Origin of the sequence: Paenirhodobacter sp. CAU 1674 (assembly GCF_029222945.1) — a bacterium.
Taxonomy (GTDB): Bacteria; Pseudomonadota; Alphaproteobacteria; order Rhodobacterales; family Rhodobacteraceae; genus Rhodobacter.
The window spans coordinates 72,202-97,529 of the sequence record NZ_JARHUH010000007.1; the positions used below are offsets into that span (position 1 = coordinate 72,202).

28 protein-coding genes, 1 tRNA gene and 1 other RNA gene are annotated in these 25,328 nt (G+C 66.7%); 21 read left to right on the forward strand and 9 right to left on the reverse strand.

The window, feature by feature from the left end; genetic code table 11:
- Nucleotides 1–2: 2 nt before the first annotated feature.
- The 6 genes from P2G62_RS11305 to P2G62_RS11330 form a co-directional block, all read right to left on the reverse strand.
- Entirely contained in the window at nt 3–1,160 is a 1,158-nt protein-coding gene (locus P2G62_RS11305; protein WP_275735005.1) for a toxic anion resistance protein, read from the reverse strand.
- 28 nt (nt 1,161–1,188) lie between these two features.
- Nucleotides 1,189–2,100 carry a hypothetical protein gene (locus P2G62_RS11310; protein ID WP_275735006.1) on the reverse strand — a complete coding sequence of 304 codons (912 nt, stop codon included), beginning with the start codon at nt 2,098–2,100 and terminating at the stop codon, nt 1,189–1,191.
- Nucleotides 2,100–2,345, reverse strand: a complete 246-nt coding sequence (locus tag P2G62_RS11315; protein WP_275735007.1) for a hypothetical protein — start codon at nt 2,343–2,345, stop codon at nt 2,100–2,102. Before P2G62_RS11315 ends, P2G62_RS11310 begins: the two co-directional genes overlap by 1 nt.
- 205 nt (nt 2,346–2,550) lie before the next feature.
- Nucleotides 2,551–3,444 carry a 5-bromo-4-chloroindolyl phosphate hydrolysis family protein gene (locus tag P2G62_RS11320; protein ID WP_275735008.1) on the reverse strand — a complete coding sequence of 298 codons (894 nt, stop codon included), beginning with the start codon at nt 3,442–3,444 and terminating at the stop codon, nt 2,551–2,553.
- A 3-nt stretch (nt 3,445–3,447) separates the two neighbouring features.
- Nucleotides 3,448–3,594, reverse strand: coding sequence for a hypothetical protein (locus P2G62_RS11325; RefSeq protein WP_275735009.1), 147 nt, complete (start codon nt 3,592–3,594; stop codon nt 3,448–3,450).
- 79 nt (nt 3,595–3,673) lie between these two features.
- Entirely contained in the window at nt 3,674–5,248 is a 1,575-nt protein-coding gene (locus P2G62_RS11330) for a pseudouridine synthase (RefSeq protein ID WP_275735010.1), read from the reverse strand.
- A gap of 121 nt (nt 5,249–5,369) precedes the next feature.
- Between P2G62_RS11330 and P2G62_RS11335 the strand changes: the two genes are divergently transcribed.
- Together P2G62_RS11335 and P2G62_RS11340 are read left to right on the forward strand one after the other, a co-directional pair.
- Nucleotides 5,370–5,819: a nucleoside deaminase gene (locus tag P2G62_RS11335; protein WP_275735011.1), complete on the forward strand. Its 450-nt coding sequence runs from the start codon at nt 5,370–5,372 to the stop codon at nt 5,817–5,819.
- Between the two features lie 84 nt (nt 5,820–5,903).
- Nucleotides 5,904–6,341 carry a DsrE family protein gene (locus P2G62_RS11340; RefSeq protein WP_275735012.1) on the forward strand — a complete coding sequence of 146 codons (438 nt, stop codon included), beginning with the start codon at nt 5,904–5,906 and terminating at the stop codon, nt 6,339–6,341.
- Between the two features lie 147 nt (nt 6,342–6,488).
- On the opposite strand, the gene P2G62_RS11345 is transcribed toward P2G62_RS11340, so the two are convergent.
- On the reverse strand, nt 6,489–7,181 hold the full coding sequence (locus P2G62_RS11345; RefSeq protein ID WP_275735013.1) for a metal-dependent hydrolase: 693 nt from the start codon (nt 7,179–7,181) through the stop codon (nt 6,489–6,491).
- 112 nt (nt 7,182–7,293) lie between these two features.
- Here P2G62_RS11345 and gatC point away from each other — a divergent pair, with 112 nt between their 5' ends.
- From gatC to P2G62_RS11400, 11 genes are all read left to right on the forward strand, one after another.
- A complete protein-coding gene (gene gatC / locus P2G62_RS11350) occupies nt 7,294–7,581 on the forward strand; it encodes an Asp-tRNA(Asn)/Glu-tRNA(Gln) amidotransferase subunit GatC (protein WP_275735014.1) in 288 nt (95 codons plus the stop codon).
- On the forward strand, nt 7,578–9,056 hold the full coding sequence (gene gatA, locus P2G62_RS11355) for an Asp-tRNA(Asn)/Glu-tRNA(Gln) amidotransferase subunit GatA (RefSeq protein WP_275735015.1): 1,479 nt from the start codon (nt 7,578–7,580) through the stop codon (nt 9,054–9,056). Before gatC ends, gatA begins: the two co-directional genes overlap by 4 nt.
- 12 nt (nt 9,057–9,068) lie before the next feature.
- Nucleotides 9,069–9,749 carry a hypothetical protein gene (locus P2G62_RS11360; protein ID WP_275735016.1) on the forward strand — a complete coding sequence of 227 codons (681 nt, stop codon included), beginning with the start codon at nt 9,069–9,071 and terminating at the stop codon, nt 9,747–9,749.
- Entirely contained in the window at nt 9,746–10,426 is a 681-nt protein-coding gene (locus P2G62_RS11365) for an N-acetylmuramoyl-L-alanine amidase (protein WP_275735017.1), read from the forward strand. The genes P2G62_RS11360 and P2G62_RS11365 overlap by 4 nt, the downstream gene beginning before the upstream one ends.
- Nucleotides 10,427–10,476: 50 nt before the next feature.
- Nucleotides 10,477–10,888: RNase P RNA component class A (gene rnpB, locus P2G62_RS11370), an RNA gene on the forward strand.
- Nucleotides 10,889–11,019: 131 nt separating this feature from the next.
- Complete coding sequence (locus tag P2G62_RS11375) at nt 11,020–11,730, forward strand: tellurite resistance TerB family protein (protein WP_275735018.1); 711 nt, start codon at nt 11,020–11,022, stop codon at nt 11,728–11,730.
- Nucleotides 11,731–11,898: 168 nt separating this feature from the next.
- Entirely contained in the window at nt 11,899–12,066 is a 168-nt protein-coding gene (gene rpmG, locus P2G62_RS11380) for a 50S ribosomal protein L33 (protein ID WP_011750518.1), read from the forward strand.
- Between the two features lie 187 nt (nt 12,067–12,253).
- Entirely contained in the window at nt 12,254–13,516 is a 1,263-nt protein-coding gene (locus P2G62_RS11385) for an imelysin family protein (RefSeq protein ID WP_275735020.1), read from the forward strand.
- A 41-nt stretch (nt 13,517–13,557) separates the two neighbouring features.
- On the forward strand, nt 13,558–14,964 hold the full coding sequence (locus P2G62_RS11390; RefSeq protein WP_275735021.1) for a di-heme oxidoredictase family protein: 1,407 nt from the start codon (nt 13,558–13,560) through the stop codon (nt 14,962–14,964).
- A complete protein-coding gene (locus P2G62_RS11395; RefSeq protein ID WP_275735022.1) occupies nt 14,964–15,965 on the forward strand; it encodes an imelysin family protein in 1,002 nt (333 codons plus the stop codon). Before P2G62_RS11390 ends, P2G62_RS11395 begins: the two co-directional genes overlap by 1 nt.
- Nucleotides 15,966–15,988: 23 nt before the next feature.
- Nucleotides 15,989–17,059: a DUF1513 domain-containing protein gene (locus P2G62_RS11400; protein WP_275735023.1), complete on the forward strand. Its 1,071-nt coding sequence runs from the start codon at nt 15,989–15,991 to the stop codon at nt 17,057–17,059.
- A gap of 211 nt (nt 17,060–17,270) precedes the next feature.
- Here P2G62_RS11400 and P2G62_RS11405 read toward each other — a convergent pair.
- Nucleotides 17,271–17,345 (reverse strand) — tRNA-Thr (locus P2G62_RS11405).
- 116 nt (nt 17,346–17,461) lie between these two features.
- Here P2G62_RS11405 and P2G62_RS11410 point away from each other — a divergent pair.
- From P2G62_RS11410 to P2G62_RS11445, 8 genes are all read left to right on the forward strand, one after another.
- Nucleotides 17,462–17,623 (forward strand): hypothetical protein, encoded by a 162-nt coding sequence (locus P2G62_RS11410; protein ID WP_275735024.1) that lies wholly within the window; start codon nt 17,462–17,464, stop codon nt 17,621–17,623.
- A 1-nt stretch (nt 17,624) separates the two neighbouring features.
- Nucleotides 17,625–18,893, forward strand: a complete 1,269-nt coding sequence (murA, locus tag P2G62_RS11415; protein WP_275735025.1) for a UDP-N-acetylglucosamine 1-carboxyvinyltransferase — start codon at nt 17,625–17,627, stop codon at nt 18,891–18,893.
- Complete coding sequence (locus tag P2G62_RS11420) at nt 18,893–19,801, forward strand: GIY-YIG nuclease family protein (protein WP_275735026.1); 909 nt, start codon at nt 18,893–18,895, stop codon at nt 19,799–19,801. The genes murA and P2G62_RS11420 overlap by 1 nt, the downstream gene beginning before the upstream one ends.
- Nucleotides 19,801–20,277 carry a DUF2948 family protein gene (locus P2G62_RS11425; RefSeq protein ID WP_275735027.1) on the forward strand — a complete coding sequence of 159 codons (477 nt, stop codon included), beginning with the start codon at nt 19,801–19,803 and terminating at the stop codon, nt 20,275–20,277. Before P2G62_RS11420 ends, P2G62_RS11425 begins: the two co-directional genes overlap by 1 nt.
- A gap of 15 nt (nt 20,278–20,292) precedes the next feature.
- Nucleotides 20,293–20,769: a GNAT family N-acetyltransferase gene (locus tag P2G62_RS11430; protein ID WP_275735028.1), complete on the forward strand. Its 477-nt coding sequence runs from the start codon at nt 20,293–20,295 to the stop codon at nt 20,767–20,769.
- A 197-nt stretch (nt 20,770–20,966) separates the two neighbouring features.
- Nucleotides 20,967–22,277, forward strand: a complete 1,311-nt coding sequence (gene hisD / locus P2G62_RS11435) for a histidinol dehydrogenase (RefSeq protein WP_275735029.1) — start codon at nt 20,967–20,969, stop codon at nt 22,275–22,277.
- Nucleotides 22,277–22,756 carry a UPF0262 family protein gene (locus tag P2G62_RS11440; RefSeq protein ID WP_275735030.1) on the forward strand — a complete coding sequence of 160 codons (480 nt, stop codon included), beginning with the start codon at nt 22,277–22,279 and terminating at the stop codon, nt 22,754–22,756. Before hisD ends, P2G62_RS11440 begins: the two co-directional genes overlap by 1 nt.
- Nucleotides 22,756–23,208 carry a low molecular weight phosphatase family protein gene (locus tag P2G62_RS11445; RefSeq protein WP_275735031.1) on the forward strand — a complete coding sequence of 151 codons (453 nt, stop codon included), beginning with the start codon at nt 22,756–22,758 and terminating at the stop codon, nt 23,206–23,208. The genes P2G62_RS11440 and P2G62_RS11445 overlap by 1 nt, the downstream gene beginning before the upstream one ends.
- 34 nt (nt 23,209–23,242) lie before the next feature.
- Here the strand turns inward: P2G62_RS11445 and parE are convergent, their stop codons facing one another.
- Nucleotides 23,243–25,198 (reverse strand): DNA topoisomerase IV subunit B, encoded by a 1,956-nt coding sequence (gene parE, locus P2G62_RS11450; RefSeq protein WP_275735032.1) that lies wholly within the window; start codon nt 25,196–25,198, stop codon nt 23,243–23,245.
- Between the last annotated feature and the right edge of the window lie 130 nt (nt 25,199–25,328).

Here is a 25,328-nt window from a genome sequence, read left to right on the forward strand (position 1 = left end):
GATCAGCCGGCACTCCGGGCCGAGGCCGCGGCGAGCGTGTCGCGCAGCTTGCTTTCCATTTCGACCAGTTCGGCCTCGGCAGCGGCGCGGGCGCGTTTGCCCTCGTCGGCGATCCGCAGGCTGTCCTCGATGGTTGCGATCAGCTCGGCATTCGCGGTCTTGACCGCGTTGATGTCGAACACGCCGCGTTCCATTTCCGTGCGCACGATCGCATTCGCCTCGCGCAGGTTCTTTGCGTTGGCGGTCAGCAGATCGTTGGTCAGGTCATTGGCCGCGCGCACCGATTTGGCGGCCTCGGCCGAGCGCTGGATCGTCACCGCCTGCGCCAGCTGGGTCTCCCAAAGCGGCACGGTGTTGACCAGCGTCGAGTTGATCTTGGTCACCAGCGACTTGTCGTTTTCCTGAACAAGCCGGATCGAGGGCAGGCTTTGCATCGTCACCTGACGCGTCAGTTTCAGGTCATGCACGCGGCGTTCCAGATCGTCGCGCGCGCCGCGCAGATCGCGCAATTCCTGCGCGCGCAGCACCTTGGAATTTTCATCGGCAGCCGCGATCTCGGCCTCTTTGGCGGGGATGTCATTGGCGTCGACCTCGCGCAGCTTTTCCTCGCCCGCCGCGATATACAGCGCCAGTTCGTCATAGAAATTCAGGGTCTTGGTATAAAGCAGATCAAGCGACTTGATGTCCTTCATCAGCTTGTGCTCGTGGCTCAGCAGATCGTCGGTGACCTTGTCGATCTGGCTTTGCACCGCCTCGAATCGGGCCAGGAAATTGGCGAAGGGGGCCGCGCGACCCAGCAGCTTCTCCCACCATTTGCGCTCGCGCCGGACATCGAGTTCGGACACCGAAAAGCCGCGGATCGTGGTGACGATCTGGCTCAGGCTGTCGCCTGCGGGGCCGACGTCCTTGTTCTTCACATCGGCCAGCATCGACTGGCTGATGGTCTGCAATTCGCCTTGGGCACGGCTGCCGAATTGCACGATGGACCCGGTGTCGGTCATGTCGATTTCGGCCATCCGGCTGCGGATTTCCTCGGCCAGCGGGGCCGGGGCTTCGGCCAGTGCGACGATTTCGGCGCCCGGTTCCGGCAGCACGATCGCAGCCGCGCTTTCGATCTCGGCCAGCTCTTGGGCGGCTTTCTCGCGGGTGGTGTCTGTCATAATCATCCCCAATTCGTGGGCGACGATTTCAGACCTTCCGCGCCAGAACGTCACCCAACATGCCCAGTTCAAGCTCCAACGAGCGGCTGCTCGTGACCTGGAGCCCGGTCAGGCAGTGCCGCGCCGCCCGGGTCATCTGCTCCAGCGCCACGCGATAGCTGCCGCACACATCATCCTCCGGCGCGGCGGCAAGGACAACCGAAAGTTTATCGGTCGCCTGCATCAGGGCGTCAAGTTCCGGCCCCAGATGCGCGCGCGCCTGCAAAAGCTGTTCGGGCTGGGCCAGCAGCGCGCCGCACAGCCGGTTCAGCGTGGCCTCGTAATAGGCGAATTCGACCAGCAGATCGGGCGCGATGCGGCGCAGCTGATCGTGGATTCGGGCGCTGCGGGCCTTGGCGCGTTCGGTGATCCGGGCGACCTCGTCGCGGTGGTCGATGTGGCGCTCGGCGCCTTCGCGGTCGCGTGCCGGGTCGCGCCCGAACGCCATGAACAACAGCGCCCCGCAGCACGCGGCCAGCAACAGAGCAGTGCCGGGATCGGTGCCGATGCAGCCCGCGCCGAACAGCGCCAGCATTGCTACCAGCACGCCGATGCGCTTGCGCGGCAGCGCAGGGCGGCGGGCATCGGCATGGGTGCGCCATTCCCGTTCGGTCCGCAGTCCCTGCGCCAGAATCCAGATCGCCACCCACCACAGCAGCACCACGCCCAGCAGCGGCAGCCCCGTGTGCCGCACCCCGAACAGCAGGCCCGGCAGGGCCGCCAGCGGCACAGCATACAGTAGCATCAGTTTGCGCAGCGCGGGGGTGTCTTGCGGGGTCGCGACGGCACCGCTGGGCAGCAAGGCGCCGGGACGATAGCGCAGCGCGTCGGGCGCCAGCGCCTCCAGTTTGCGCAATTTGCGCAGCAGCCAGTTTGGCGGGGCGAGGGACAGGGAGCGCATTACCAACCCGCCCCCCAGAACGCCTGCAACGCCAGCACGGTGACGCCGGCGAAGGCCAGATCGGGAAGCAGCCCGCCGCTGATCGGGCCGCGCTCGATCGAACGGATGATGACGGTTGCCGCGCGGTCATATGCGGGCCGCAGCACCCGGCGAACCAGCGGGCGCAGCAGCACGCCCAACAGCACCCTCCCCCCCAGCACATTGATCGCCACAAACGCCATGGACAGCAGCAAGGTAGTTTGCATGAACGTTGCCGAGTCCGCCGGCTCCGGGGCCATGACCGGGCTTGTCTGGCCCGCGGCGGCCATTGCGGCAGGGGCGGCGCACAGGGCCGCAAGGCAAAGGGTAAAGCTTTTCATGGTCAAACTGCCCGGCTCTAGAAAACGGTTTCGTCACCTTGCGCCGACAACTGGGCGAAACTTTGACCAATCCCCGGCAGTATTGCGCGGCTCAGCCCCTTCCGGGCGGACGCACCCCTTCGCGCGCCAGCCGGTCGCGCAGCACGTCGATCTCGATCTCCAGCCCTTCGCGGCCGTTTTCGATCAGGCTGCGGGTGCGGGCAGTGAAATTGCTTTCCAGATCGTCCAGCAGCGCGGCGTAATCGGCACGCGCCTGCGCATCGCGGGTCTGCGACCACAGATCGGCGAATTTCACCGTCGCATCGCGCGCGCCCTCCAGATAGACACCCATGTAGCGCCGCGCCGCGCTCAGATCGCCGGGGTCTTCCTCGACCGCACGAAACAGCGCCTGCGCCGTGGTTGCGAATTGGGCCACCCGGGCCTCCAGCTGCCGGTCGCCCGCGCGGGCGATCGCGCCCTGCATCGCGGCCAGGTATTTCTCGCCCTCCTCGACGACGCGGGCCACGCGATCCTGCTGGAAGGTGTCGATGCCTTCCATCCCCTTGTCGTGCGCGGGATCAAAGCCGAAGGCCACGACCCCGAGCCCAAGCCCGATCAGCCCGATCACCGCAGCGCCTGCCAGCCCCATTTCGGGCGATTGCGCGCCGCAGGCCAGCCCCAGCCCCAGCAGCACCGCCCCCAGCAATTTGCGCGGCAGGGCCGGCCGGCGCGCGACCTTGCGGGCCTCGAACGCGGCTTCGGCGCGCAACCCTTCGCGCGTCATCCAGGCACTGGTCGCGATCAGCGCAAAGGCCGCCAGCCCCCGGGCCAGCGCCACGGGCCCGTCGCCAAACGCCATCGGCAGGAACGGCAGCGCGGCGGCCACGATCCAGAACGGCCAGCCTTCCTGGCGATGCTCGATCCGTGGCCGACGCTCCGGCGGGATCGTGCCGCTGGACTGCGGGGGCGTATCCGGGCTGTATTTACCGCCAAACCGCTGGGCCATCGCTCACACCCCGCCGGTCAGCGCGACGCGCAGCGTCAGCGCGAGGATCAGAAAAAACGCAATGCGTTGCACGGCGGTGCGTGACATCAGACAGGCTCCTTCGCGGCGCGAGGGCAGGGCGGCCCTGGCGGTCGTCTCAACAATAGGCATGCAAAACCCCGCCTGCCAGAGGCAAGCGGGGCAAGTCTGCGAGAAAAGCGCGCGGGGTTTCCCCCATCAATACCGATGCTCAGCCGCGTTTCGGGCCCGAAGGACGCGGGCCGCGCGACCCGCCCGCCGGGCGGTCGCCATGCGATTTGAAGCCCGCCGCGCGCGGTTTGCCCGCGCCGCCGTGGCTTTTGGCGCCGTGCGATTTGAAACCACCCGGCTTGCCGCCCCCATCGCGCGGGCCGCCGTCACGCGGCGCATAGCCGCCCGGTTTGCCGCCCGCCGATTTGAAGCCACTGGATTTGAAGCCCCCCGGCTTGCCATCCCGGCCGCCGTCGCGGGGGGCAAAGCCTTCACCGCGCGGCGCGCGATCACCGAATTTCTTGTCGCCATAGGGTTTCTTGTCGCCATAGGCCTTGCGCTCGCCGCGCGGGGTATCGCCGTCGCGTTCGCCGTGCGATTTGAAACCCGCCGCGCGCGGCTTGGCGCCATCCTTGCTCCAGCGCGGGCGGCGCTCGCCGTCCTCACGCGGCTTGCGGTCGCCCTCCTCGCGGGGTTTCCACTCACCGCGGGGTTTGCGATCCCCTTCGGGGCGCGGGGTCCACTCGCCGCGGGGCTTGCGATCACTGTCTTCGCGGGGTTTCCACTCGCGCGGTTTGCGGTCGCCTTCGGGGCGCGGGCCGCCGAAGCCCTTGCGCTCGCCGCGCGCTTCGCCGTCGCGGGCAAAGGGTTTCTTGTCGCCGAAGGATTTCTTCTCGCCAAAAGGCTTGCGCGGGCCGCGATCTGTGTTGCGCTCCCCGCCGCCCTCGCCGCGCCCGGCAAAGCGGGCCTCGCGGGCGCGCTGGCCCGCTTCTGCGCGTTCTTCGCGCGACTGGCGGCCCTCGGCCACGCCCAGCAACAGCCGGTCGCCCATCTGGTCGCGCAGCACCTTGCGCTTGACCTCGAGGACATCGCCGGGGTTCATGTCGTTCAGCCGGAACGGGCCATAGCTGATGCGGATCAGCCGGTTCACCTGCAGCCCGATCTCGGCCATCGCCCGGCGGATCTCGCGGTTCTTGCCTTCACGGATGCCGACGGTCAGCCAGGCATTGGCGCCCTGCTGGCGGTCCAGCTCGATCTCCATCGGCTGGAAATCCTCGCCGTCAATCGTGATCCCGCGGCGCAGCGGGTCGAAGGTGGCATTGTCGGGGCGCCCGTTGACGCGCACGCGGTATTTGCGCAGCCAGCCGGTTTCGGGCAGCTCCAGCCGCCGCTTCAGCCCGCCATCGTTGGTCAGCAGCAGCAGACCTTCGGAATTCAAATCGAGCCGCCCGACGTTCAGAACCCGCGGCATGCCTTCGGGCATCTCGTCAAAGATCGTGCGGCGGCCCTGTTCGTCCTTCTCGGTCGTCACCAGCCCGAGCGGCTTGTAATACAGCCAGACCCGGGTTTCCTGCGGCGCGTCGATCGGCTTGCCGTCGATCGTCACGCGGTCGCTGGGCGCTACATCCAGCGCGGGGCTGGCGATGGTCTTGCCGTTCACCGCCACGCGGCCTGCCAGGATCATCTTCTCGGCGTCGCGGCGCGAGGCCACGCCGGAGCGGGCAATCACCTTGGCGATACGGTCATTGGATTGGGGTGCGGAAGCGGGCGCCGGAGTGGCGGGCGTGTCAGTCATCGCTGTCGTCCTTCAAAGGGAGGGGGCGCCGGATCACTCGGGCGCAAGCCGCCCCAATACACCTTTCCCGCCCGCTTGCAAAGCCGCTTGAACGGGGCGGGATTGCAGGCGATGAAAGAGCATGGATTTTACCTCTTTCATGGATCTGGCGCTGGCCGAGGCGCGCGCGGCGGGCCTGCGCGGCGAGGTGCCGGTGGGCGCGGTGATCGTGGCACCGGGCGGGCAGGTGGTGGCGCGGGCGGGCAACCGCACCCGCGAGTTGAACGACCCCACAGCCCATGCCGAGGTGCTGGCCCTGCGCGCGGCCTGCGCCGCTGCCGGGTCCGAGCGGTTGCCCGGCCATGATCTTTACGTCACGCTGGAACCCTGCCCGATGTGCGCGGCCGCCCTGTCCAATGCGCGCATCGCGCGGCTTTATTACGGTGCGGCGGACCCGAAATCGGGCGGCGTCGCGCAAGGCCCGCGGATTTTCGCCCACCCGCAGTGCCACCACGTCCCCGAGGTCTATGACGGCATCGCCGCCACCGAGGCCGAACGGCTGCTGAAGGACTTTTTTGCCGCCCGCCGCTGAGCGGTGAAATCATATATTCAAATCTCTTGATTTCCGCGCCGATCCACCCGACGCTTTCCCTCTGATGTGAAAAGGGAGGTTCACATGGCACTTCAGGGAGGATTGGCCGCCTGCGCGCTGGCCATTGTGCTGACATCTGCCCCGGTCTGGGCCGATCCGGCAAAGGTGGCGATCCATGTCGACGAGGAAAACGTCTCGACGATGAACATGGCGCTGAACAACGCGGCCAATATCGAGAAATACTATGCCGACAAGGGCGAAGAGGTCGCGATCGAGATCGTCACCTATGGCCCCGGCCTGCACATGCTGCGCGCCGATACCTCGCCGGTGAAGGACCGGATCGCGGAAATGGCGCTGATGTATGACAACCTGACCTTCTCGGCATGTCTGAATACCGTCGAGGCGATGAAGCAGAAAACGCAAAAGGACGTGCCGCTGCTGGAAGAGGCCAGCGTCGTGCCCTCGGGGGCGGTGCGGCTGATGGAACTGCAGAGCGAAGGCTACGCCTACCTGCGTCCCTGATGCGCGGGGCAGGGGGCGCTGCCCCCGTCCGTGCCGGACTCCCCCGGGATATTTAAGCCAAAGTGAAAGAGCGCTTTCTTTCTGGTCGAAATATCCCGGGGGTGAATTGGCGCAGCCAAGAGGGGGCAGCGCCCCCTGCGCCGGAGGTCACAGCGTGATCGGCTGCATCACCTGCGGTTCGATCACCTGCACCCCGGGCAGATCCGCCTTCAGTGTCGCGGCCGACTGTTCCAGCAGCGGGAAGGTGCGGTAGTGGCAGGGGATCACGGTCTTGAAATCGAAGTATTTCTTCGCGGCCCAGGCGGCGGCTTTCATATCCATCGTGAAATGCCCGCCCGCGCACAGGATGCCGATGTCGGGGCGGTGGTATTCGCCCATCCAGCCCATGTCGGCCATGATCGTGGTGTCGCCCGTCACATAGATCGTGTGGCCTTCGCCCGCGATCATGTAGCCTGCCTCGGTCCCGGCATAGACCGGACCGTTCGGGCCGCCCAGCGAGGAGGAATGGCTTGCGGGCACCATCGTGACGCGGGCGCCGGCCAGATCCACCGTGCCGCCCTTGTTGAAGCCGATGCCATCGATCCCCTCGGCCTCTTGCCAGTAGCTGATCAGATCGTAGATCCCGACGACCGGGATTTTCAGCTGTTTCGCGATTGCCAGCGTGTCGCCCGTGTGATCGCCGTGGCCGTGGGTCAGCAGCACATGGGTCGCGCCTGCCAGCGCCTCGGCGCGCCGGGCTGCCGGGAACATCGGATTGCCCGTTAGCCAGGGGTCGATCAGGATCACCGCGTCGGCGATTTCGAGCCGAAAGCCGGAATGGCCAAGCCAGGTCAGGTTCATCGCATCCTCCATCATCTTTGTGCTGAACCTAGCGCAGCGTGCGGCCCGGGCAAGCGCCTTGAAAGCCGGGGCCATGGGCGCTAAACCCGTGCCCAGATTAGCGGAGACCCCTATGTCCATTGACATCGACACCGCCCGCAAGGTGGCGCATCTGGCGCGCATTGCCGTGGCTGAAGACGACCTGCCCAAGCTGGCCGGGCAATTGTCCGGCATCCTGACCTTCATGGAGCAGCTCAACGAAGTGGATGTGGAGGGCGTCGAGCCGATGACCTCGGTCACGCCGATGCGCCTGAAGCGGCGCGAGGATGTGGTGACCGACGGCGGCTATCAGGACAAGATCCTGAAAAACGCCCCCGATGCCCGCGAGGGTTTCTTTGCCGTTCCGAAGGTGGTCGAATGAGCCTGAACCAACTGACGATTGCCGATGCGCGCGATGCGCTGCGCAAGGGCGAAACCACCTCGGTCGCGCTGACCGAGGCCTGTCTGGCCGCGATCGACGGCGCCGATGCGCTCAATGCCTTCTGCGCCAAGACGCCCGAGATCGCGCTGACGCAGGCCGCGGCGGCCGATGCCCGGATCAAGGCGGGCGATGCGCCCGCGATGTGCGGGATTCCGCTGGGGATCAAGGATCTGTTCTGCACCAAGGGTGTGGCCACGCAGGCCGCCTCGAACATCCTGAAAGGGTTCAGGCCGGAATACGAATCCACCGTCACGCAGAACCTGTGGGATGCGGGCGCGGTGATGCTGGGTAAGCTCAGCATGGACGAATTCGCGATGGGGTCGAGCAACGAGACCGCCTGTTACGGCGATGTCGTCAACCCCTGGAAGATCGACGATCGCAAGCTGACGCCGGGCGGCAGCTCGGGCGGGTCGGCCGCTGCGGTGGCGGCCGATCTGTGTCTGGCGGCGACCGGCACCGACACCGGCGGCTCGATCCGCCAGCCTGCGGCGTTTACCGGCATCGTGGGCATCAAGCCGACCTATGGCCGCGTCAGCCGCTGGGGTGTGGTGGCCTTCGCCTCCAGCCTCGATCAGGCCGGGCCGATGACGAAATCGGTCCGTGACGCGGCGATCATGCTGGGTGCGATGGCCTCGGTCGATCCGAAGGATTCGACCAGCGCCGACATTCCGGTGCCCGATTTCGAAGCGGCGCTGACCGGCGATATTCGCGGCAAGAAGATCGGCATTCCGCGCGAATACCGTCTGGACGGTATGCCCGCCGAGATCGAGAAGCTGTGGGATGACGGGATCGCGATGCTGCGCGATGCGGGGGCCGAGATCGTCGATATCAGCCTGCCGCACACGAAATACGCGCTGCCAGCCTATTATGTGATCGCGCCGGCCGAGGCCTCTTCGAACCTCGCGCGTTATGACGGGGTGCGCTATGGCCACCGCGCGAAACTGGGCGCGGGCGACGGCATCACCGAGATGTATGAAAAGACCCGCGCCGAGGGCTTCGGCCCCGAGGTGCAGCGCCGCATCATGATCGGCACCTATGTGCTGTCGGCGGGCTTCTATGACGCCTATTACAACCGCGCGCGGCGCGTGCGCGCGCTGATCAAGCGCGATTTCGATCTGGCCTTCGCGGACGGGATCGACGCGATCCTGACGCCGGCCACGCCGTCTTCGGCCTTTGGTCTGGGCGAGATGCAGGATGCCGATCCGGTCGCGATGTATCTGAATGACGTGTTCACCGTGACCGTGAACCTGGCGGGTCTGCCGGGGATTTCGGTGCCGGTCGGGCTGGATAGCAAGGGCCTGCCGCTGGGGCTGCAGCTGATCGGTCGGCCCTGGGCCGAGGGCGATCTGCTGAACCATGCCTATGTGCTGGAGAAAGCCGCAGGCTTCAGCGCCAAGCCCGCGAAATGGTGGTAACGGAGTAAGCCGATGCGCAGTCTGATCTTCGCCCTCCCCGTTCTGGCGCTGGCCGCCTGCGAACCGACCGTGCCGGAGTCCGGCGCGGGGGTGGGGTTTGGCGATTATCAGACCTATCTGGCGCAGCGCGAGGCTGAACTGTCCGGGCAAAGCCCGAGGTTGCAGGTTCAGCCGAAAATCGCCAGCACGCCGCAAAGCCCGGTCCCGGTGCAGGACCCGGGCGCAGGCACCGCTGCCGTGGGGGCGCCGATGAATGCGATGGACCCGGCGGCGATGGCAAATGTCGCTCCGGTGGCCGGGGGCGAGGGCGAGGGGGCGCTTGGTGCGCAGGCGCTGGCTGCGCTGGCGGCGACCGCCCCCGATGGCGCCCCGGCGACCGAACCGGCGCCTGTGGTGACGCCGGCGCCGGCCGTGGCGCCCGTGATCGCGCCGGTGCAGGGGGCGGCGGGGCCGAACCTTGCCGCCTATGCGCTTGCCGCGACCAATGCGCCGGGCCAGTCGGTCTATGGCCGCAGCGGGCTGCATATGGTCAGTTCAGACAAGGCCTGCGCGAAATATGTCTCGCCCGATCTGGCGCAGATGGCGTTTTTGGAAAACGGTGGGCCGCAGAAAGACCCGGGCAATCTGGACCCCGACGGCGACGGCTTTGCCTGTGGCTGGGACCCGCGCCCGTTCCAGACCGCGCGGCAATGAGCCTGCCCTCTCCGAATTTCGGAGAGCGGCGAGGCGGTGCGCGCCCCGAGCTGATCGTGATTCACTATACCGCCATGGCCGATGCGGTCTGCGCCCGGGACCGGCTGTGCGATCCGCAGGCCGAGGTTTCGGCGCATTGGCTGGTGGCCGAGGATGGCGGGACCGAACAACTGGTGGACGAGGCCGCGCGCGCCTGGCACGCCGGGGCCGGAGCGTGGCGCGGGCAGGGCGATGTGAACTCGCGCTCGATCGGGATCGAACTGGCCAACCCGGGCGATCAACCCTTCCCGGAACCGCAGATGGCGGCACTGGAGGCCCTGCTGGGCGCGATCATGGCGCGTTGGGGCATCCCGCCCGAGGGGGTCATCGGTCATTCCGACATGGCGCCTGAACGCAAGATTGACCCGGGCCCACGTTTCGACTGGCGGCGTCTGGCGCGGCAGGGGCTGGCGGTCTGGCCGGGGCAGGGGCCGCGCATCGCGCCCGATCCCGCGGCCTTTGCCGCGCTGGCGGCTGCGGTGGGTTACCCTGATGCGCCCTTCGATGCGCTGCTGGCGGCCTTCCGGTCGCGGTTCCGCCCCCGTGCAAGCGGGCCGCTTGATGCCATCGACATGGCGCAGATCGCCGATCTGGCGGCGCGCTTTGGCGATGATGGCGATCAGTGGCGGGCCTGCTGACGGGGCGCCCCATTGACCGCGCCCCCGGTTGCGGCGTAAGGCAGGCGTGCGCGGATGGCCGGATGACCGCGGGCGCCCATAGCTCCGCTGCCGCGGATAGCTGGGGGTCCGAGGAAAGTCCGGACTCCATGAAGCAACGGTGCCGGGTAACGCCCGGCGGGGGCAACCCTAGGGAAAGCGCCACAGAGAACGAGACCGCCCCGCCTTCGGGCGCGGGTAAGGGTGAAACGGTGGGGTAAGAGCCCACCGCGGGACTGGCAACAGGACCGGCACGGCAAGCCCCACCGGGAGCAACGCCGAATAGGGATCGCGCGCGGGGCGGCAACGCCACCGCAGGGGAGCTTCGCCCCGAGCGGTCCGGGTTGGCGGCTTGATCCTGCAGGCAACTGCAGGGCTAGAGGAATGGTCATCCAGGGGGCGCATGCCCCCGGACAAAATCCGGCTTACAGGCCATCCGCGCATTTTCGGCCTTCCGATTCCTCGCCCGCATATCGGGTTTTGCGGGATTATTTCGGCACTTCCCCCTGAAAAACCGTTGGCGTGTTCTTACGTTGGGCGCAGTATTCTGTGTGTCCAAACCAATGGGGGGGAACATGAGTTTCGTCAAAACGCTGGCCACGCTGGCCGTGGGATTTGCCGCAGCACGCGGTGTCGACAAGTTTCGCAAGATTGGCGGTGTCGAGGGCATGAAAGACGCGCTGCGCGGCGCGGGCGAGCCCGGTGGCATGGCCGATCAGATGGGCGATATGGCCGAGAAGTTCGGTGTTCCCGGCGGCAAGGATGCGGTGCGCGAGATGGTCACCAAATTCGGCAACCAGGCCGCTGCCGCGACCGAGGCGACCGAGGCCGGTTTGGGCAGTCTGATGAACGCGATGACCGGCGCTGCGGCGACGGGGGCCAAGGGCTTGGGCGATATGATCGGTGCCGTCACCGCGAACATGCCGGCCAATACGATTCTGGAAGAGCAGGCCAAGCTGATGATCCGCGCGATGGTTCAGGCCGCCAAGGCCGATGGCGAGATCGACGCGGAAGAACGGGCCAAGATCATGGATCATCTGGGCGATGCCTCGGAAGAAGAGATCGCCTTCGTCGAGGCCGCGCTGGATGCGCCTGTCGATGTTGCGGCACTGGCGGCGGCGGCAACCGAAAGCACCAAGGCGCAGGTCTATTCCGCGGCCCTGATGGCGATCAGCGTCGATACCGAGGCCGAAAAGCAATATCTTGCCAATCTGGCCGCAGCCCTGGGGCTGGAGGCGGCGAAGGTGCTGGAAATCCATCGCGCCATGGGCAAGCCCCTGGTCTGAGCAGAACGGCAGGTCTGCCTGCCCGGGCCGGTTCGGCGTTCCGCGCCCGGGATGCAGAATTTTGCGCGACAGGTTCGGTTTGGCGGTTGACTCCGGGCGCGGCCTCGCTAAAAGGCGGGCTTCAAGGAATTCGCGGGCGCACGGGTGCCCGACTCTAGGAGACTGAAAATGGCGAAGCCGACGACGATCAAGATCCGTCTGAACTCGACGGCGGGCACCGGGCACTTCTATGTGACCAAGAAGAATGCCCGCACCATGACGGAAAAAATGACCGTGAACAAATACGATCCGGTCGTGCGCAAGCATGTCGAATACAAGGAAGGCAAGATCAAGTAAGATCGCGCCGAACCTCTGGTTCAAAGGCCGTGCCGCAAGGCGCGGCCTTTTGCATTTTCGGGATCGGCGCCTGTCTTGTATTGGCGGATAAAGTTTACTGAAAAAATCGGGTTTACATATCCGAGCATTTCAGTCAGTTTCCCGGCAGGCCCCGGACGGGGCGGGACACTGACTGAGGAAACGTGCGATGATGAAACCCCTGATGGCGCTGGCCGCCACCACCGCTCTGATCACCCCGGCCTTTGCCGATGCCCCCGCGACCGGGGCAGTTCTGGATACCTATGCGGATCTGGCCGAGGCGGGCTATGGCGATGCGCTCAGCACGGCCGAGGGCCTGCAGGCCGCAGTGGCGGCGCTGATTGCCGCGCCGTCCGAAGAGACGCTGTCGGCGGCCAAGGCGGCCTGGGTTGCGGCGCGCGTGCCCTACCAGCAGACCGAGGCTTTCCGCTTCGGCAACCCGATCGTGGACGATTGGGAAGGCAAGGTGAACGCCTGGCCGCTGGACGAGGGGCTGATCGACTATGTCGACATGGACTCGGCCGCAGTGAACGAGGAAAACGAACTGGCGCTGCTGAACATCGTCGCCAACCCCAAGGTCACCATCGGCGGCACCGAGGTCGACGCGACCGAGATCACCCCCGCGCTGCTGGGCGAAACGCTGCACGAGGCCGAGGGGATCGAGGCGAACGTGGCCACCGGCTATCACGCCATCGAATTTCTGCTTTGGGGGCAGGATCTGAACGGCACGGATGCGGGGGCGGGCGCGCGGCCCTACACCGATTTCGTGCAGGGCGAGGGCTGCACCCATGACAACTGCGACCGCCGGGCGGCCTATCTGCAGGCCGCGACCGACCTGCTGGTCACCGATCTGCAGGAAATGGTGGCGAACTGGGCCGAGGGCGGCGCCGCACGCGCCGCGATCGAGGCCGATCCGAAGGCCGGTATCTCGGCGATCCCGACCGGGATGGGGTCGCTGTCCTATGGCGAGCTGGCGGGCGAGCGGATCAAGCTTGGCCTGATGCTGCACGACCCGGAAGAAGAGCATGACTGCTTCTCGGACATGACCCATCTGAGCCACTATTACGACGGCGTCGGCATCCGCAACGTCTATACCGGCAGCTATACCCGGGTGGATGGCACGGTGGTTTCGGGGCCCTCGATCAGCGATCTGGTCAAGGCCGCCGATCCGGCCGTCGATGCGCAGTTGCGCAGCGAACTCGACGCTTCGGTGGGTGCCCTGGGGGAAATGAAAGCGGCGGCCGAAGGTGGCATGGCCTTCGATCAGATGCTGGCGATGGGCAATGAAGAGGGTGCTGCGATCATCACCAAGGCGGTTGATGCGCTGGTCACCCAGACCCGCTCGATCGAGCGTGCGGTGGCGGCCTTGGGCGGCGAGATCGAGGTCGAAGGCTCGGACAGCCTCGATAACCCGAACGCGGTCTTCCAATAAGATATGGGCCCGCGGCGGGCGACTGCCGCGGGCGTTTTTCGATGACGACCTTGCTGAAATCCTGTGTGGCGCTGTTGGCGCTGGTTGGACCCGCGCTGGCCGATGACGCCGCGCGGGTTGCCGCCGTGACCGCCTGGGCCGCGGATTTCACCGCGCCGGAGCCATTCGAGGCGCGCCCGGCCGGGGCCGCCACCGTGGCGCAGTTCGCCGAGCCTGCGGCGAACCTGCCGCTGACACGCCGCATGGATTTCACGCTGGGCGAGGCGCTGTTTGAAAAGCTTTGGGTTGCGGCGCCCACGGCCACGCGCGCCTCTGACGGGCTGGGGCCGTTGTTCAACGCCCGTTCTTGCGCGGGCTGCCATCCGGGTGACGGACGCGGCCGCCCGCCGCAGAGCGCGGCGGAAATCTCCGGGATGGTGCTGAAACTCTCGGGAGCCGACGGCGCGCCGCACCCTGTGCATGGCAGCCAGCTGCAGGATCGCGCCGTGCCCGGCGTGCCCGCGGAAGGCGCGCTGACGCTGGCGTGGGAAGAGGACACGGTCGAACTGGCCGGCGGCGAGGTGGTGCATCTGCGCCGCCCCCTGGCGCGCGTGACGCCCGAACTGACGCCAGGCACGCAGACCAGCCTGCGCGTCGCGCCGCAGCTGATCGGGCTCGGTCTGCTGGAAGCGGTGGCAGAGGCCGACATCCTGGCGCAGGCCGACCCGGACGATGCCGATGGCGACGGGATTTCGGGCCGCGCCGCGCGCGTCTGGAGCCCGGCTGCCGGGGTTGTCACGCTTGGGCGATTCGGCCACAAGGCGGGCGCGGCCAGCCTGCGCGACATGGCGGCGGCGGCGTTTTCCACGGATATGGGCCTGTCGACACCGCTTTTCCCCGATCCGGCGGGCGATTGCACCGCGGCGCAGACCGCCTGCCGCGCGGCCCCCACGGGCGAGGATGCCGGGCTGCGCGATGGCCGCGAGGTTTCGGGCGATACGTTGGATCTGGTGGCGTTCTATGTTGAAAACCTGGGCGTTCCGGCGCGGCGCAAGGTGGCGGACCCGCAGGTTCTGGCGGGCAAGGAGGCGTTCTATGCCGCCGGCTGCCCGGCCTGCCATCGTCCGAAATTCGTCACGCCGCGCAATCCCGATGACCCCGCGCGCAGCTTTCAGCTGATCTGGCCCTACAGCGATCTGCTGTTGCATGACATGGGCCCCGGTCTGGCCGATGACCGCGCCGAAGGTCTGGCCTCGGGCCGCGAATGGCGCACGGCGCCGCTGTGGGGCATCGGTCTGACCGAGGCGGCCACCGGCCACCCCGCGACCTATCTGCATGACGGGCGCGCGCGATCGTTACTCGAGGCAATCCTGTGGCATGGTGGCGAAGCGGCGCCGGCCCGTGATAGGGTCGCGCAGATGGCGCCCGAGACGCGCGCCGCCCTGATCGCCTATCTGGAGAGCCTCTGATGCGCCTGTTGCCCCTTGCTGCCCTGTTCCTTGCCGCCCAATCCGTGCTGGCGCCCGCACAGGCGGATGTGCCCGAGGCGATCAGCAAGGAAATCCTGCCCGGCTATGCGGGGTTCTCCGCTGCGGCGCAGGCGCTGAGCGACGCGGCGCAGGCCGATTGCAGCCCGGCGGCGTTGCAGGCGCCGTGGAACGCCACGTTCGATGCTTGGCTGGGGGTGGCCCATCTGCGGCTGGGCCCGATCGAGGACAAGGGCCGTGCGCTGGCGATCGCCTTCTGGCCCGATCCCAAGGCCATCGGCGCGCGCCAGACCGAGTCGATGCTGAAAGCCGCCGATCCCGCGCTGGTCACGGCCGACGGCATGGCGCAGGTGTCGGTCGCGGCGCGCGGGCTGTTCGGGCTGGAGCGGTTGCTTTATGGCGCCGAGGCCACGGATACGGGCGCCTATGCCTGCGATCTGCGCCGCGCGCTGGCCGCCGATCTCGCCCGGATGGCGCAAGAGACAGAGGCCGAGTGGCGGGGCGGTTATGCCGATCTGCTGCTGACTGCGGGGGTCGAGGGCAACACCCGGTTCCTGACCAGCGCCGAGGCGCGGCAGGCCCTGTTCACGCAGTTGATTTCCGGCCTCGAATTCAACGCCGATCAGCGGCTGGGCCGCCCGCTGGGCAGCTTCGACAAGCCGCGCCCGGAACGGGCCGAAGCGCTGGCCTCTGGCCGCTCGTTGCGCGACGTGGCGCTGTCGTTGAAGGCGCTCGAAGGATTCGCCCACGCGCTGGCGCAGGGGCTGGGGGAGATTCCGCTGACCGAAGCGGCCTTCGCGCGCGCGCATGACGTGGCCGCGAAGCTGGACGATCCGGTCTTTGCCGGGGTGGCAGAGCCGGGCACTCGCCTGAAGGTCGAGATTCTGCAGCAATCCGTGCGCGCGGCGCACGATGCCGCGCTGAGCGAGATCGGCGCGCTTCTGGGGGTCGATGCGGGCTTCAACTCGGCCGATGGCGACTGAAACGACACGAAAAGGACCTGACCATGAAACGCCGCGCTTTCCTTGCCTCTCTTGTTGCTGCCGCCGCGATTCCGCGTGCGAGCTGGGCCGATGCGGGCAACCCGGCCTATCTGGCTGCGGCGAAAGATCCGGCGGGCGGTTACGCGCTCTGGGGGCTATCGGAAACGGGCGAGCGGTTGTTTTCGCAATCGCTGCCGGGTCGGGGCCATGCCGCCACCGCCCATCCGATCCGTCCCGAGGCGGTGGCCTTCGCCCGCCGGCCGGGCACCTTCGCGCTGGTGATCGACTGCGCCAGCGGCGCCCTGACCGCCCGGCTGACCCCGCCCGAGGGGCGCCAGTTCAACGGCCATGGCGTCTATTCCGAGGATGGCACGGTGCTATTCACCTCGGAGGTGGTGGCCGAGGGGTCCGAGGGGCGCATCGGCATCTGGGATGCGGCGCAGGGGTATCGCCGGATCGGGGAATTCGCCTCGAACGGGATCGGGCCGCATGAAATCCGGCGCCTGCCGGGCAGCGAGGTGCTGGTGGTGGCCAATGGTGGCATCCAGACCGACCCGAGCGACCGCACGCCGCTGAACCTCGACCGGATGCGCCCGAACCTGAGCTACCTTAGCGCGGATGGCGCGGTGCTCGATCAGGTCGAACTGCCCGATATGTGGCAGAACTCGATCCGGCATCTGGCGCTGGGGCCCGACGGGCTGGTGGCGTTCGCGATGCAATGGCAGGGCGATCTGGCAGAGCCGGTGCCGCTGTTGGGTCTGCACCGGCGCGGTACAGAAGTGATTCTGGCCGAGCCGAAAGACGCCGAGATGTTTGCGATGCAGGGCTATGCCGGGTCGATTGCCTTCAGCCCGGATGGCGCCGAGGTGGCGATCACCTCGCCCAGGGGCGGGCGGGTGCAGGCGTTTTCCGCCGAGGGCGCGCCGCTCTGGTCGGTGCCGCGGGCCGATGTCTGCGGGCTTGGCCCCTGCACGGCGGGGGGATTCGTCGCGACCGACGGCCAGGGCGCTGTGGCGCGGGTGGCCGCAGGCCGGTTCGAGCCGCTGTCGACCGCCAATCTGTCCTGGGACAACCACCTGGTTGCGTTGGGCTGAGGCGCGACGGTTCAATCGGGCAAGGGGCGCGGTGACCCGTCCCTCCCAGCCTTGCTAAATTCAAGGCCGTGGAATTCGCGCGTTGCAGAAGACGCAGCAAAGCCGCCCGCTCGGCCCGCTTCACCTGCGGGATGCGCAGAACCAGCCGAACGCATAACACACGGGAATCCCGTGGTTTCCAGCGCTTTCCGAATGTCTTATGTGGGAAAGATGGTGCTGTGAGAGAGGATTGAACTCTCGACCTCTCCCTTACCAAGGGAGTGCTCTACCACTGAGCTACCACAGCATCCTTCCGGTCAACTTCGACCGTGGGCGGGGATTTAGATGCATTCGCCGGGCTGTGCAAGGACAAATTTGCACCCTCTCTCGACACATTTTTCCGGGCGGGGTAGAGAGAGGCCGATGACACATAAAAAAACCGATACCGGCAGCGGCAAGCCGCGCCCCGAGGACAGCCGCGAAGCGCGGTTGCGGGCGGCGTTGCGCGCCAATCTGCAGCGGCGCAAGGCGCAGGCGCGGGCGCGCGCGGATGAGGCCGGGTCGGAAAAGGCAAAGGACGAGTAGAATGGATTCGATCATCGTGCGCGGCAACGGGCCGCTCAACGGGCAGATCCCGATTGCCGGGGCCAAGAACGCCTGTCTGGCGCTGATGCCCGCGACGCTGCTGAGCGAAGAGCCGCTGACCCTGACCAACGCGCCGCGGCTGAGCGATATTCGCACGATGACCGAGCTGCTGGCCAGTCTGGGCGCCGAGGTGGCCGCGCTTCAGGACGGCAAGGTTCTGGCCAGTTCGAGCCACGGCGAGATCAACCCGGTCGCCGATTACGACATCGTGCGCAAGATGCGGGCCTCTAACCTGGTGCTGGGGCCGCTGCTGGCGCGGCTGGGCCATGCGGTCGTGTCGCTGCCCGGCGGTTGTGCGATCGGCGCACGGCCAATGGATATTCACATCGACGCGCTCGAGGCCCTGGGCGCGCAGATCGAACTGCGCGAGGGCTATCTGCACGCGAAAACTCAGGGCGGGCTGAAAGGCGCGGTGCACGAGATGCGCTTTGCCTCGGTCGGCGCGACCGAGAACTTCCTGATGGCCGCGACGCTGGCCAAGGGCACGTCGGTTCTGAAAAACGCCGCACGCGAGCCGGAAATCGTCGATCTGGCGCGCTGCCTGCGGGCGATGGGCGCGCAGATCGAGGGCGAGGGCACCTCGACTATCGAAATTCAGGGCGTGGACCGGCTGCATGGTGCGACGCACCCGGTGGTGACCGACCGGATCGAGCTGGGCACCTACATGCTGGCCCCCGCGATCTGCGGCGGCGAGGTGGAATGCCTGGGCGGCCGGATCGAACTGGTCGAGAGCTTCTGCGAAAAACTCGATGCCGCCGGGATCTCGGTCGAGGAAACCGCCGCCGGGCTGAAGGTCAAGCGCAAGAACGGTCGCGTGCGCGCGGTCGATGTGGTCACCGAACCCTTCCCGGGCTTCCCGACCGATCTGCAGGCGCAGATGATGGCGCTTTTGTGCACCGCCGAGGGCACCAGCGTTCTGGAAGAGAAGATCTTCGAGAATCGCTTCATGCATGCGCCCGAACTGATGCGGATGGGCGCCAAGATCGAGGTTCACGGCGGCCATGCCACCGTGCACGGCGTCGAAAAACTGCGCGGCGCGCGGGTGATGGCAACCGATCTGCGCGCCTCGGTGTCGCTGATTCTGGCCGGGTTGGCGGCCGAGGGTGAAACCGTGGTCAGCCGTGTCTACCACCTCGACCGCGGCTACGAGCGGGTGGAAGAAAAGCTGAGCGCGGTGGGCGCCCATATCGAACGCGTGAAGGGCGAGTGATGGCACAGGGCCGGTCGCTGGAACTGTTCTTCGTCGATGGCAACCCGTCGGGGATGCAGACCGCCGAAGTGTTCAACTGGACCGGCCATGTGCTCTATTTCCCGCGCACCCAGATCGTGCAGGCGCTGGCGCGCCCGGCGGCGCGTCATACTGGCGTCTATGTGTTGTTGGGCGCCGATGAGGCCGGGCCACGCGCCTATGTTGGCGAGGGCGAGGATATCGCCGCACGCATCCGAAGCCATGACGTGGCCAAGGATTTCTGGACCCATGCAGCGCTGATTACCACGCAGGCCAACAACCTGCACAAGGCGCATGTGAAATATCTCGAATCGCGGCTGATCGAGGATGCCCGCCGGATTGGACGGATGCCGCTGGACAATGCCAATACCCCTGCGCGCCCCGGCTTGTCCGAAGCCGCGCGGGCGAATATGGAAGAGTTTCTGGAAACCCTGTTCATCGTGTTGCCCGCGCTGCGGATCGACATGTTTGAGGAGCGGGCGCGGCCTGTGGTGATGGATGCCCTGCGGCAGGTTGTTGATTCCACTCCTTCGGAAAAAGGCGCAGAGTTCCACCTCTCTGCACCGCGCGTGGGTATCGAAGCCGTCGCAACCCTTGTTGACGGCGATTTCGTTGTTGAAGCAGGAGCGCGTGCCAGGGGCGCGTGGGCCGGAGTCGACTACGCAACCTATCGTCCGCTTTATGATGAATTGCGTTCAACCGGGGTTCTGGTCTCTGATGGTGAGGGATGCCGTTTTGCGGAACGTTATGCGTTCGCCAGCCCTTCTGCAGCGGCCTCGGTGATCTTGGGGCGGGCCTCGAACGGCGCCACGAAATGGAAAACCCCCGAAGGCAAAACCTACAAGGAATGGGAAGCGACGATGCTGGCTGCGCTTCCACAGGAGGAGTGATGACCGACGCCCGTTTTTCCGATGCTGCCGAGGGCCCGCTGGCCCTGCGCGCCGAGACGCCCGAGGATCTGGCGGTGATCGCGGCGCTGGTGCAGGACGCCGTGCTGCCGATGAGCGAAATCTCGTGGGAGGCGAAGGCGCGCCGTCTGGCCCTTCTGGTCAACCGGTGCCGTTGGGAAGATCTGGCGCAGGCCGAGGCCGAGGGGCGGCCGTTCGAGCGGGTGCAGTCGCTTCTGGTGGTTTCGGACGTGACCGGCATCGCCTCGACCGGCATCGACCGGCGCGATCGCGACACGGTGCTTTCGATCCTCGATCTGAGCTGGGAGCCGGGGGCCGATGGGGCCGGGCGGCTGATCGTCACCCTGGCGGGCGATGGCGCGATTGCGGCCAGTGTCGAATGCCTGTCGGTCGATCTGCGCGATGTGACGCGGCCTTACCGGGCGGTCTCGGGGCGCGTGCCGCATCACCCGGACTGAGCGGGGGGCTGTCCGATGATCCGTCCTGCCCGTCCCGAGGATGCCGAACGTATCTCCGAGGTGCTGGTGGCTTCGATCACAGCGCTTTGCGGGGCCGATCATCACGACGATCCGGCGCGCATCGCGAACTGGCTGGCCAACAAGACCCCGCAGGCAATTGCCGCGCTGATCGCGGACCCGGGCGGGCGCGTCTATGTCGCCGGTCATGCGCAGATCGAGGCGGTGGGGGCCATCGAATGGGCCGGTCAGGCGCCCGACGCCGGCAAGATCACCCTGCTTTACGTTCACCCCGAGGCGCGCGGTCAGGGCTATTCCGCCGCGCTCCTGACGGCGATGGAGGCCGAACTGGCGGGGCAGGGGCGCGTGCGCGGGCTACTGACCGCAACGGCCACCGCCCGGGCGTTCTATCGCCATCACGGCTGGCACCCCGATGGGCCGCCGCGCGAGGGGCGTTGGATCCTCGGGCATCCGATGCGCAAGGATCTGGGCTGAGATCGCCCACCCCCCGGGGCCTTTGGGCTTCTTCTTGGCATAAATACTCAAAACCCCCGGCGCCCCGGGGCCGCCGCCGGGGTTTTGCCCCCGGCCCCCCGCAAGGTATTTGCGGCAAGATGAAAGCGCCGCGACGGTTCGGCGCTTGCCGTGGGGCGGGCAAGCCTTTATCCCGTTGAGGGATCAAGGAGACCGTCATGCCGCATTTTCTCAAGACGCTCGACGCCGATTTCGAGGCCCGTTTCACCGCCCTGCTGGGCATGAAGCGCGAGGACAGCCCCGATGTCGATGCGATCGTGGCAGGCATCATCGCCGATGTGCGGGCACGCGGCGATGCGGCGGTGATCGAGCTGACCGCGAAATTCGACCGGCTGGAGCTGACGCCGGAAACGCTGGCCTTCTCCGAGGCCGAGATCGCGGCGGAAATCGCCAAGGTCAGCGCCGAAGACCGCGCCGCGCTGGAACTGGCGGCAGACCGTATCCGCACCTATCACGCCCGCCAGATGCCCGAAGATGCGCTCTGGACCGAAGAGAGCGGCGCAAGCCTTGGCTGGCGGTTCACGCCGGTCTCGGCGGCGGGGCTTTATGTGCCCGGCGGGCTGGCAAGCTATCCGTCCTCGGTTCTGATGAATGCGATCCCCGCCAAGGTGGCCGGGGTGGAACGGCTGGTCGTCGTGTGTCCGACGCCCGATGGTGTGGTCAACCCGCTGGTGCTGCTGGCGGCGCAGATCGCCGGGGTCGATGCGGTCTATCGGATCGGCGGCGCGCAGGCGGTGGCGGCGTTGGCCTATGGAACCGACACGATCGCCCCGGTCGACAAGATCACCGGGCCGGGCAATGCCTTCGTGGCCGCGGCGAAACGGCGGGTCTTTGGCAAGGTCGGCATCGACATGATCGCGGGTCCGTCCGAAATTCTGGTGATCGCGGATGGCGACAATAACCCGGACTGGATCGCGCTGGATCTGCTGAGTCAGGCCGAACATGACCAGAGCGCGCAGTCGATCCTGATCACGCCGGATGCCGGGTTTGCCGATGCGGTGGTGGCGGCGGTGGACAAACGGCTGGAAACGCTGGAGCGGCGGGCGATTGCGGGCGAAAGCTGGCGCGAGAATGGCGTGGTCATCGTGACCCGCGATCTGACCGAAGCGGCCGCCCTGTCCGACCGCTTCGCGCCCGAACATCTGGAACTGTGCGTGGCCGACCCCGAGGGGCTGAGCGCGCAGATCCACCATGCGGGGGCGATTTTCCTGGGCGCCTATACGCCCGAGGCGATCGGCGATTATGTCGGCGGCCCGAACCATGTTCTGCCCACGGCGCGCTCGGCGCGGTTTTCCAGCGGGCTGTCGGTTCTGGATTTCCTCAAGCGCACGACGCTGGCCCGGATGACCCCTGCCGCGCTGAAGGCGATCGGTCCTGCGGCCGAACGTCTGGCGCAATCCGAAAGCCTGCAGGCGCATGGCCTGTCGGTCACCGCGCGTCTGGCAGCCCTGAACGAGGGAGAGGCGTAATGTCCCGCATCACACGTCTGGAAATCGACGACAGCGGCTTGTCCGCGCCCACGCCGCAGATCGAGCAGGAACGCCGCGTTGCCGTCTATGACATTCTGGAAGACAACAGCTTTGCAATTCCCGGACGCGAGGGCATGCCCGCGCCCGAGGGGCCCTTCGCGCTGACGCTGGCGGTGCGCGACGGGCGGCTGGTGTTCGACACCGCGACCGAAGCCGGAGACAAGGTGGCCGAGTTCCACCTGTCCTTCGGCCCGTTCCGGCAGGTGGTGAAGGATTACTTCCAGATCTGCGAAAGCTATTTCGAGGCGGTCAAACGCCTGCCGCCCAGCCAGATCGAGGCAATCGACATGGCCCGGCGCGGCATTCACAACGAGGGCGCGCGCATCCTGCAAGAACGCCTTGAGGGCAAGGCCGAGCTGGATATCGACACCGCGCGGCGCCTGTTCACGCTGGTCTGTGTCCTGTCCCCGGTGAAGTGATGTCCAATCTTCCCCATTCGGTGCTGTTCTGCTGCGATCACAACGCCACGCGCTCGCCGATGGCCGAGGGGATGATGAAGAAATTCTATGGCCGCAATGTCTATGTCCAGTCCGTGGGCGTGATGGCCGATCTGGAGATTGACGGCTTCACCATCGCCGTGTGCGAAGAGATCGGAGTCGATCTGCACCGCCATCGCGCGCGGTCGTTCACCGAATTGCAGGAATGGGGCGATGACCTGTCGGCCTTCGATCTGGTGGTGGCGCTGACCCCTGCCTCGCAGGCGCAGGCGCTGGACCTGACGCGCTATTACCATCTGGATGTGGAATACTGGCCGATCATGGACCCGACCGGCACAGGCGAGGGGCGCGAGGCGCGGCTGGCCGCCTATCGTCAGACCCGCGACCAGATCCGCGCGCATATTCTGGAACGTTTCGGCCCGCCCACGGAATGAGGCGGGCCCGCGAACCGGCCGCGCCTGCGTATGTTTACACGTCCAGTTCTTCGACGAACTGCGCGTTTTCCTGAATATACTGGAACCGCAGCTCGGGCTTCTTGCCCATCAGCCGTTCGACCAGATCCGAGGTCTCGCCCGGCGTGTCGTCATGGATCGTGACCCGGATCAGCTTGCGCGTTTCCGGGTTCATCGTGGTTTCCTTCAGGTCCTTGGCGTCCATCTCGCCAAGCCCCTTGAAGCGCTGCACGTCGATCTTGCCCTTGCCGCCCAGGCCCTTGGCCAGCCATTTTTCCTTCTCGGCATCGTCAGAGACATAAAGCCGTTTCGCCCCCTGCGTCAGCCGGTACAGCGGCGGACAGGCCAGATACAGATGCCCCTTGTCGATCAGCGGGCGCATCTGGGTGAAGAAGAAGGTCATCAGCAGCGATGCGATATGCGCGCCGTCGACATCGGCGTCAGTCATGATGATGATCTTGTCATAGCGCAGATCTTCAACGTTGAACTTGGTTCCCAGCCCCACGCCCAGGGCCTCGCAAATATCGCGGATCTCGGCATTGTCGCCCAGCTTGTTCGAGGCCGCGCCCAGCACGTTCAGGATCTTGCCCTTCAGCGGCAACAGCGCCTGCGTCTCGCGCGAGCGTGCACCCTTGGCCGAGCCCCCCGCCGAGTCACCCTCGACGATGAACAGCTCGGTTCCCGCGCGGTTCTTGGCGGTGCAATCGGTCAGCTTGCCGGGCAGACGCAGCTTCTTGGTGGCCGATTTGCGCGCGGTTTCCTTTTCCTGCCGGCGCCGCAGCCGTTCTTCCGACCGCAGCACCAGAAAATCGAGGATCGCGCCCGCCGATTTCGTATCCGACGCCAGCCAGTTGTCGAAATGGTCGCGCACCGCGCCCTCGACCAGCCGCTGGGCCTCGACCGTGGCCAGCCGGTCCTTGGTCTGGCCCACGAACTCCGGCTCGCGGATGAAACAGCTGACCAGCGCACAGCCCCCCGTCAGCAGATCGTCGCGGGTGATCTGTTCGGCCTTCTTGTTCTTGACCAGCTCGCCATAGGCGCGGATGCCTTTCAGGATCGCATACCAGAAGCCCGCCTCATGCGTGCCGCCCTCGGGCGTGGGCACGGTGTTACAATAGCTCTGGATGAACCCATCGCGCGAGGGCGTCCAGTTGATCGCCCATTCCACGCTGCCCGGCACGCCGAATTTTTCCTGAAATTGCACCTTCCCGGCAAAGGGCCGGTCGGCATAGGTCATCGACTTGCCCAAGCTCTCGGTCAGGTAATCGGCCAGACCGCCGGGGAAGTGAAAAGTGGCCTCGGTGGGCGTCTCGCCATCGTCGATCGCCGATTTCCAGCGGATCTCGACCCCCGAAAACAGATAGGCCTTGGACCGCACCATCTTCAGCAGCCGCGCGGGCTTGAAACGGTGATGGCCAAAGATCTGCTCGTCGGCGTGGAAGGTCACGGTGGTGCCGCGCCGGTTGGGCGCTGCGCCGATCTTCTGCACCGGGCCTTGCGGGATGCCGCGCGAAAACCGCTGTTCATACAACTCTTTGTTGCGCGCGACCTGCACCACCATCAGATCCGACAGCGCGTTCACGACCGAGGCGCCAACCCCGTGCAACCCGCCCGAAGTCTGATAGGCGTCGCCGGAAAACTTGCCGCCCGCATGCAGCGTGCACAAGATCACCTCGAGCGCGGATTTGCCCGGGAACTTCGGGTGCGGGTCGATCGGGATGCCGCGGCCGTTGTCGCGCACGACCAGCGAATAATCTTCCAGCAACTCGACCTCGATGCGGTTTGCATGCCCCGCCACCGCCTCGTCCATCGAGTTGTCGAGGATTTCCGCCACCATGTGATGCAGCGCGCGTTCATCGGTGCCGCCGATATACATGCCCGGGCGCTTCCGCACCGGCTCCAGACCCTCCAGAACCTCGATGGACGAGGCGTCGTAGGTCTCGGGCTGGGAAGACAGAAGATCGTCGGCCATGCTGCTCGCTTTCTTGGTGGTTCTTGGCGCCAAGGGATAGCGCAGCTTGGGGGCAGGGGGCAAGCGCGCCGCCCCTGTTTGCGCCGCGGGCCCGGTGGCAGGCCGGGGAATTGAGTATTTTTGCCAAGAA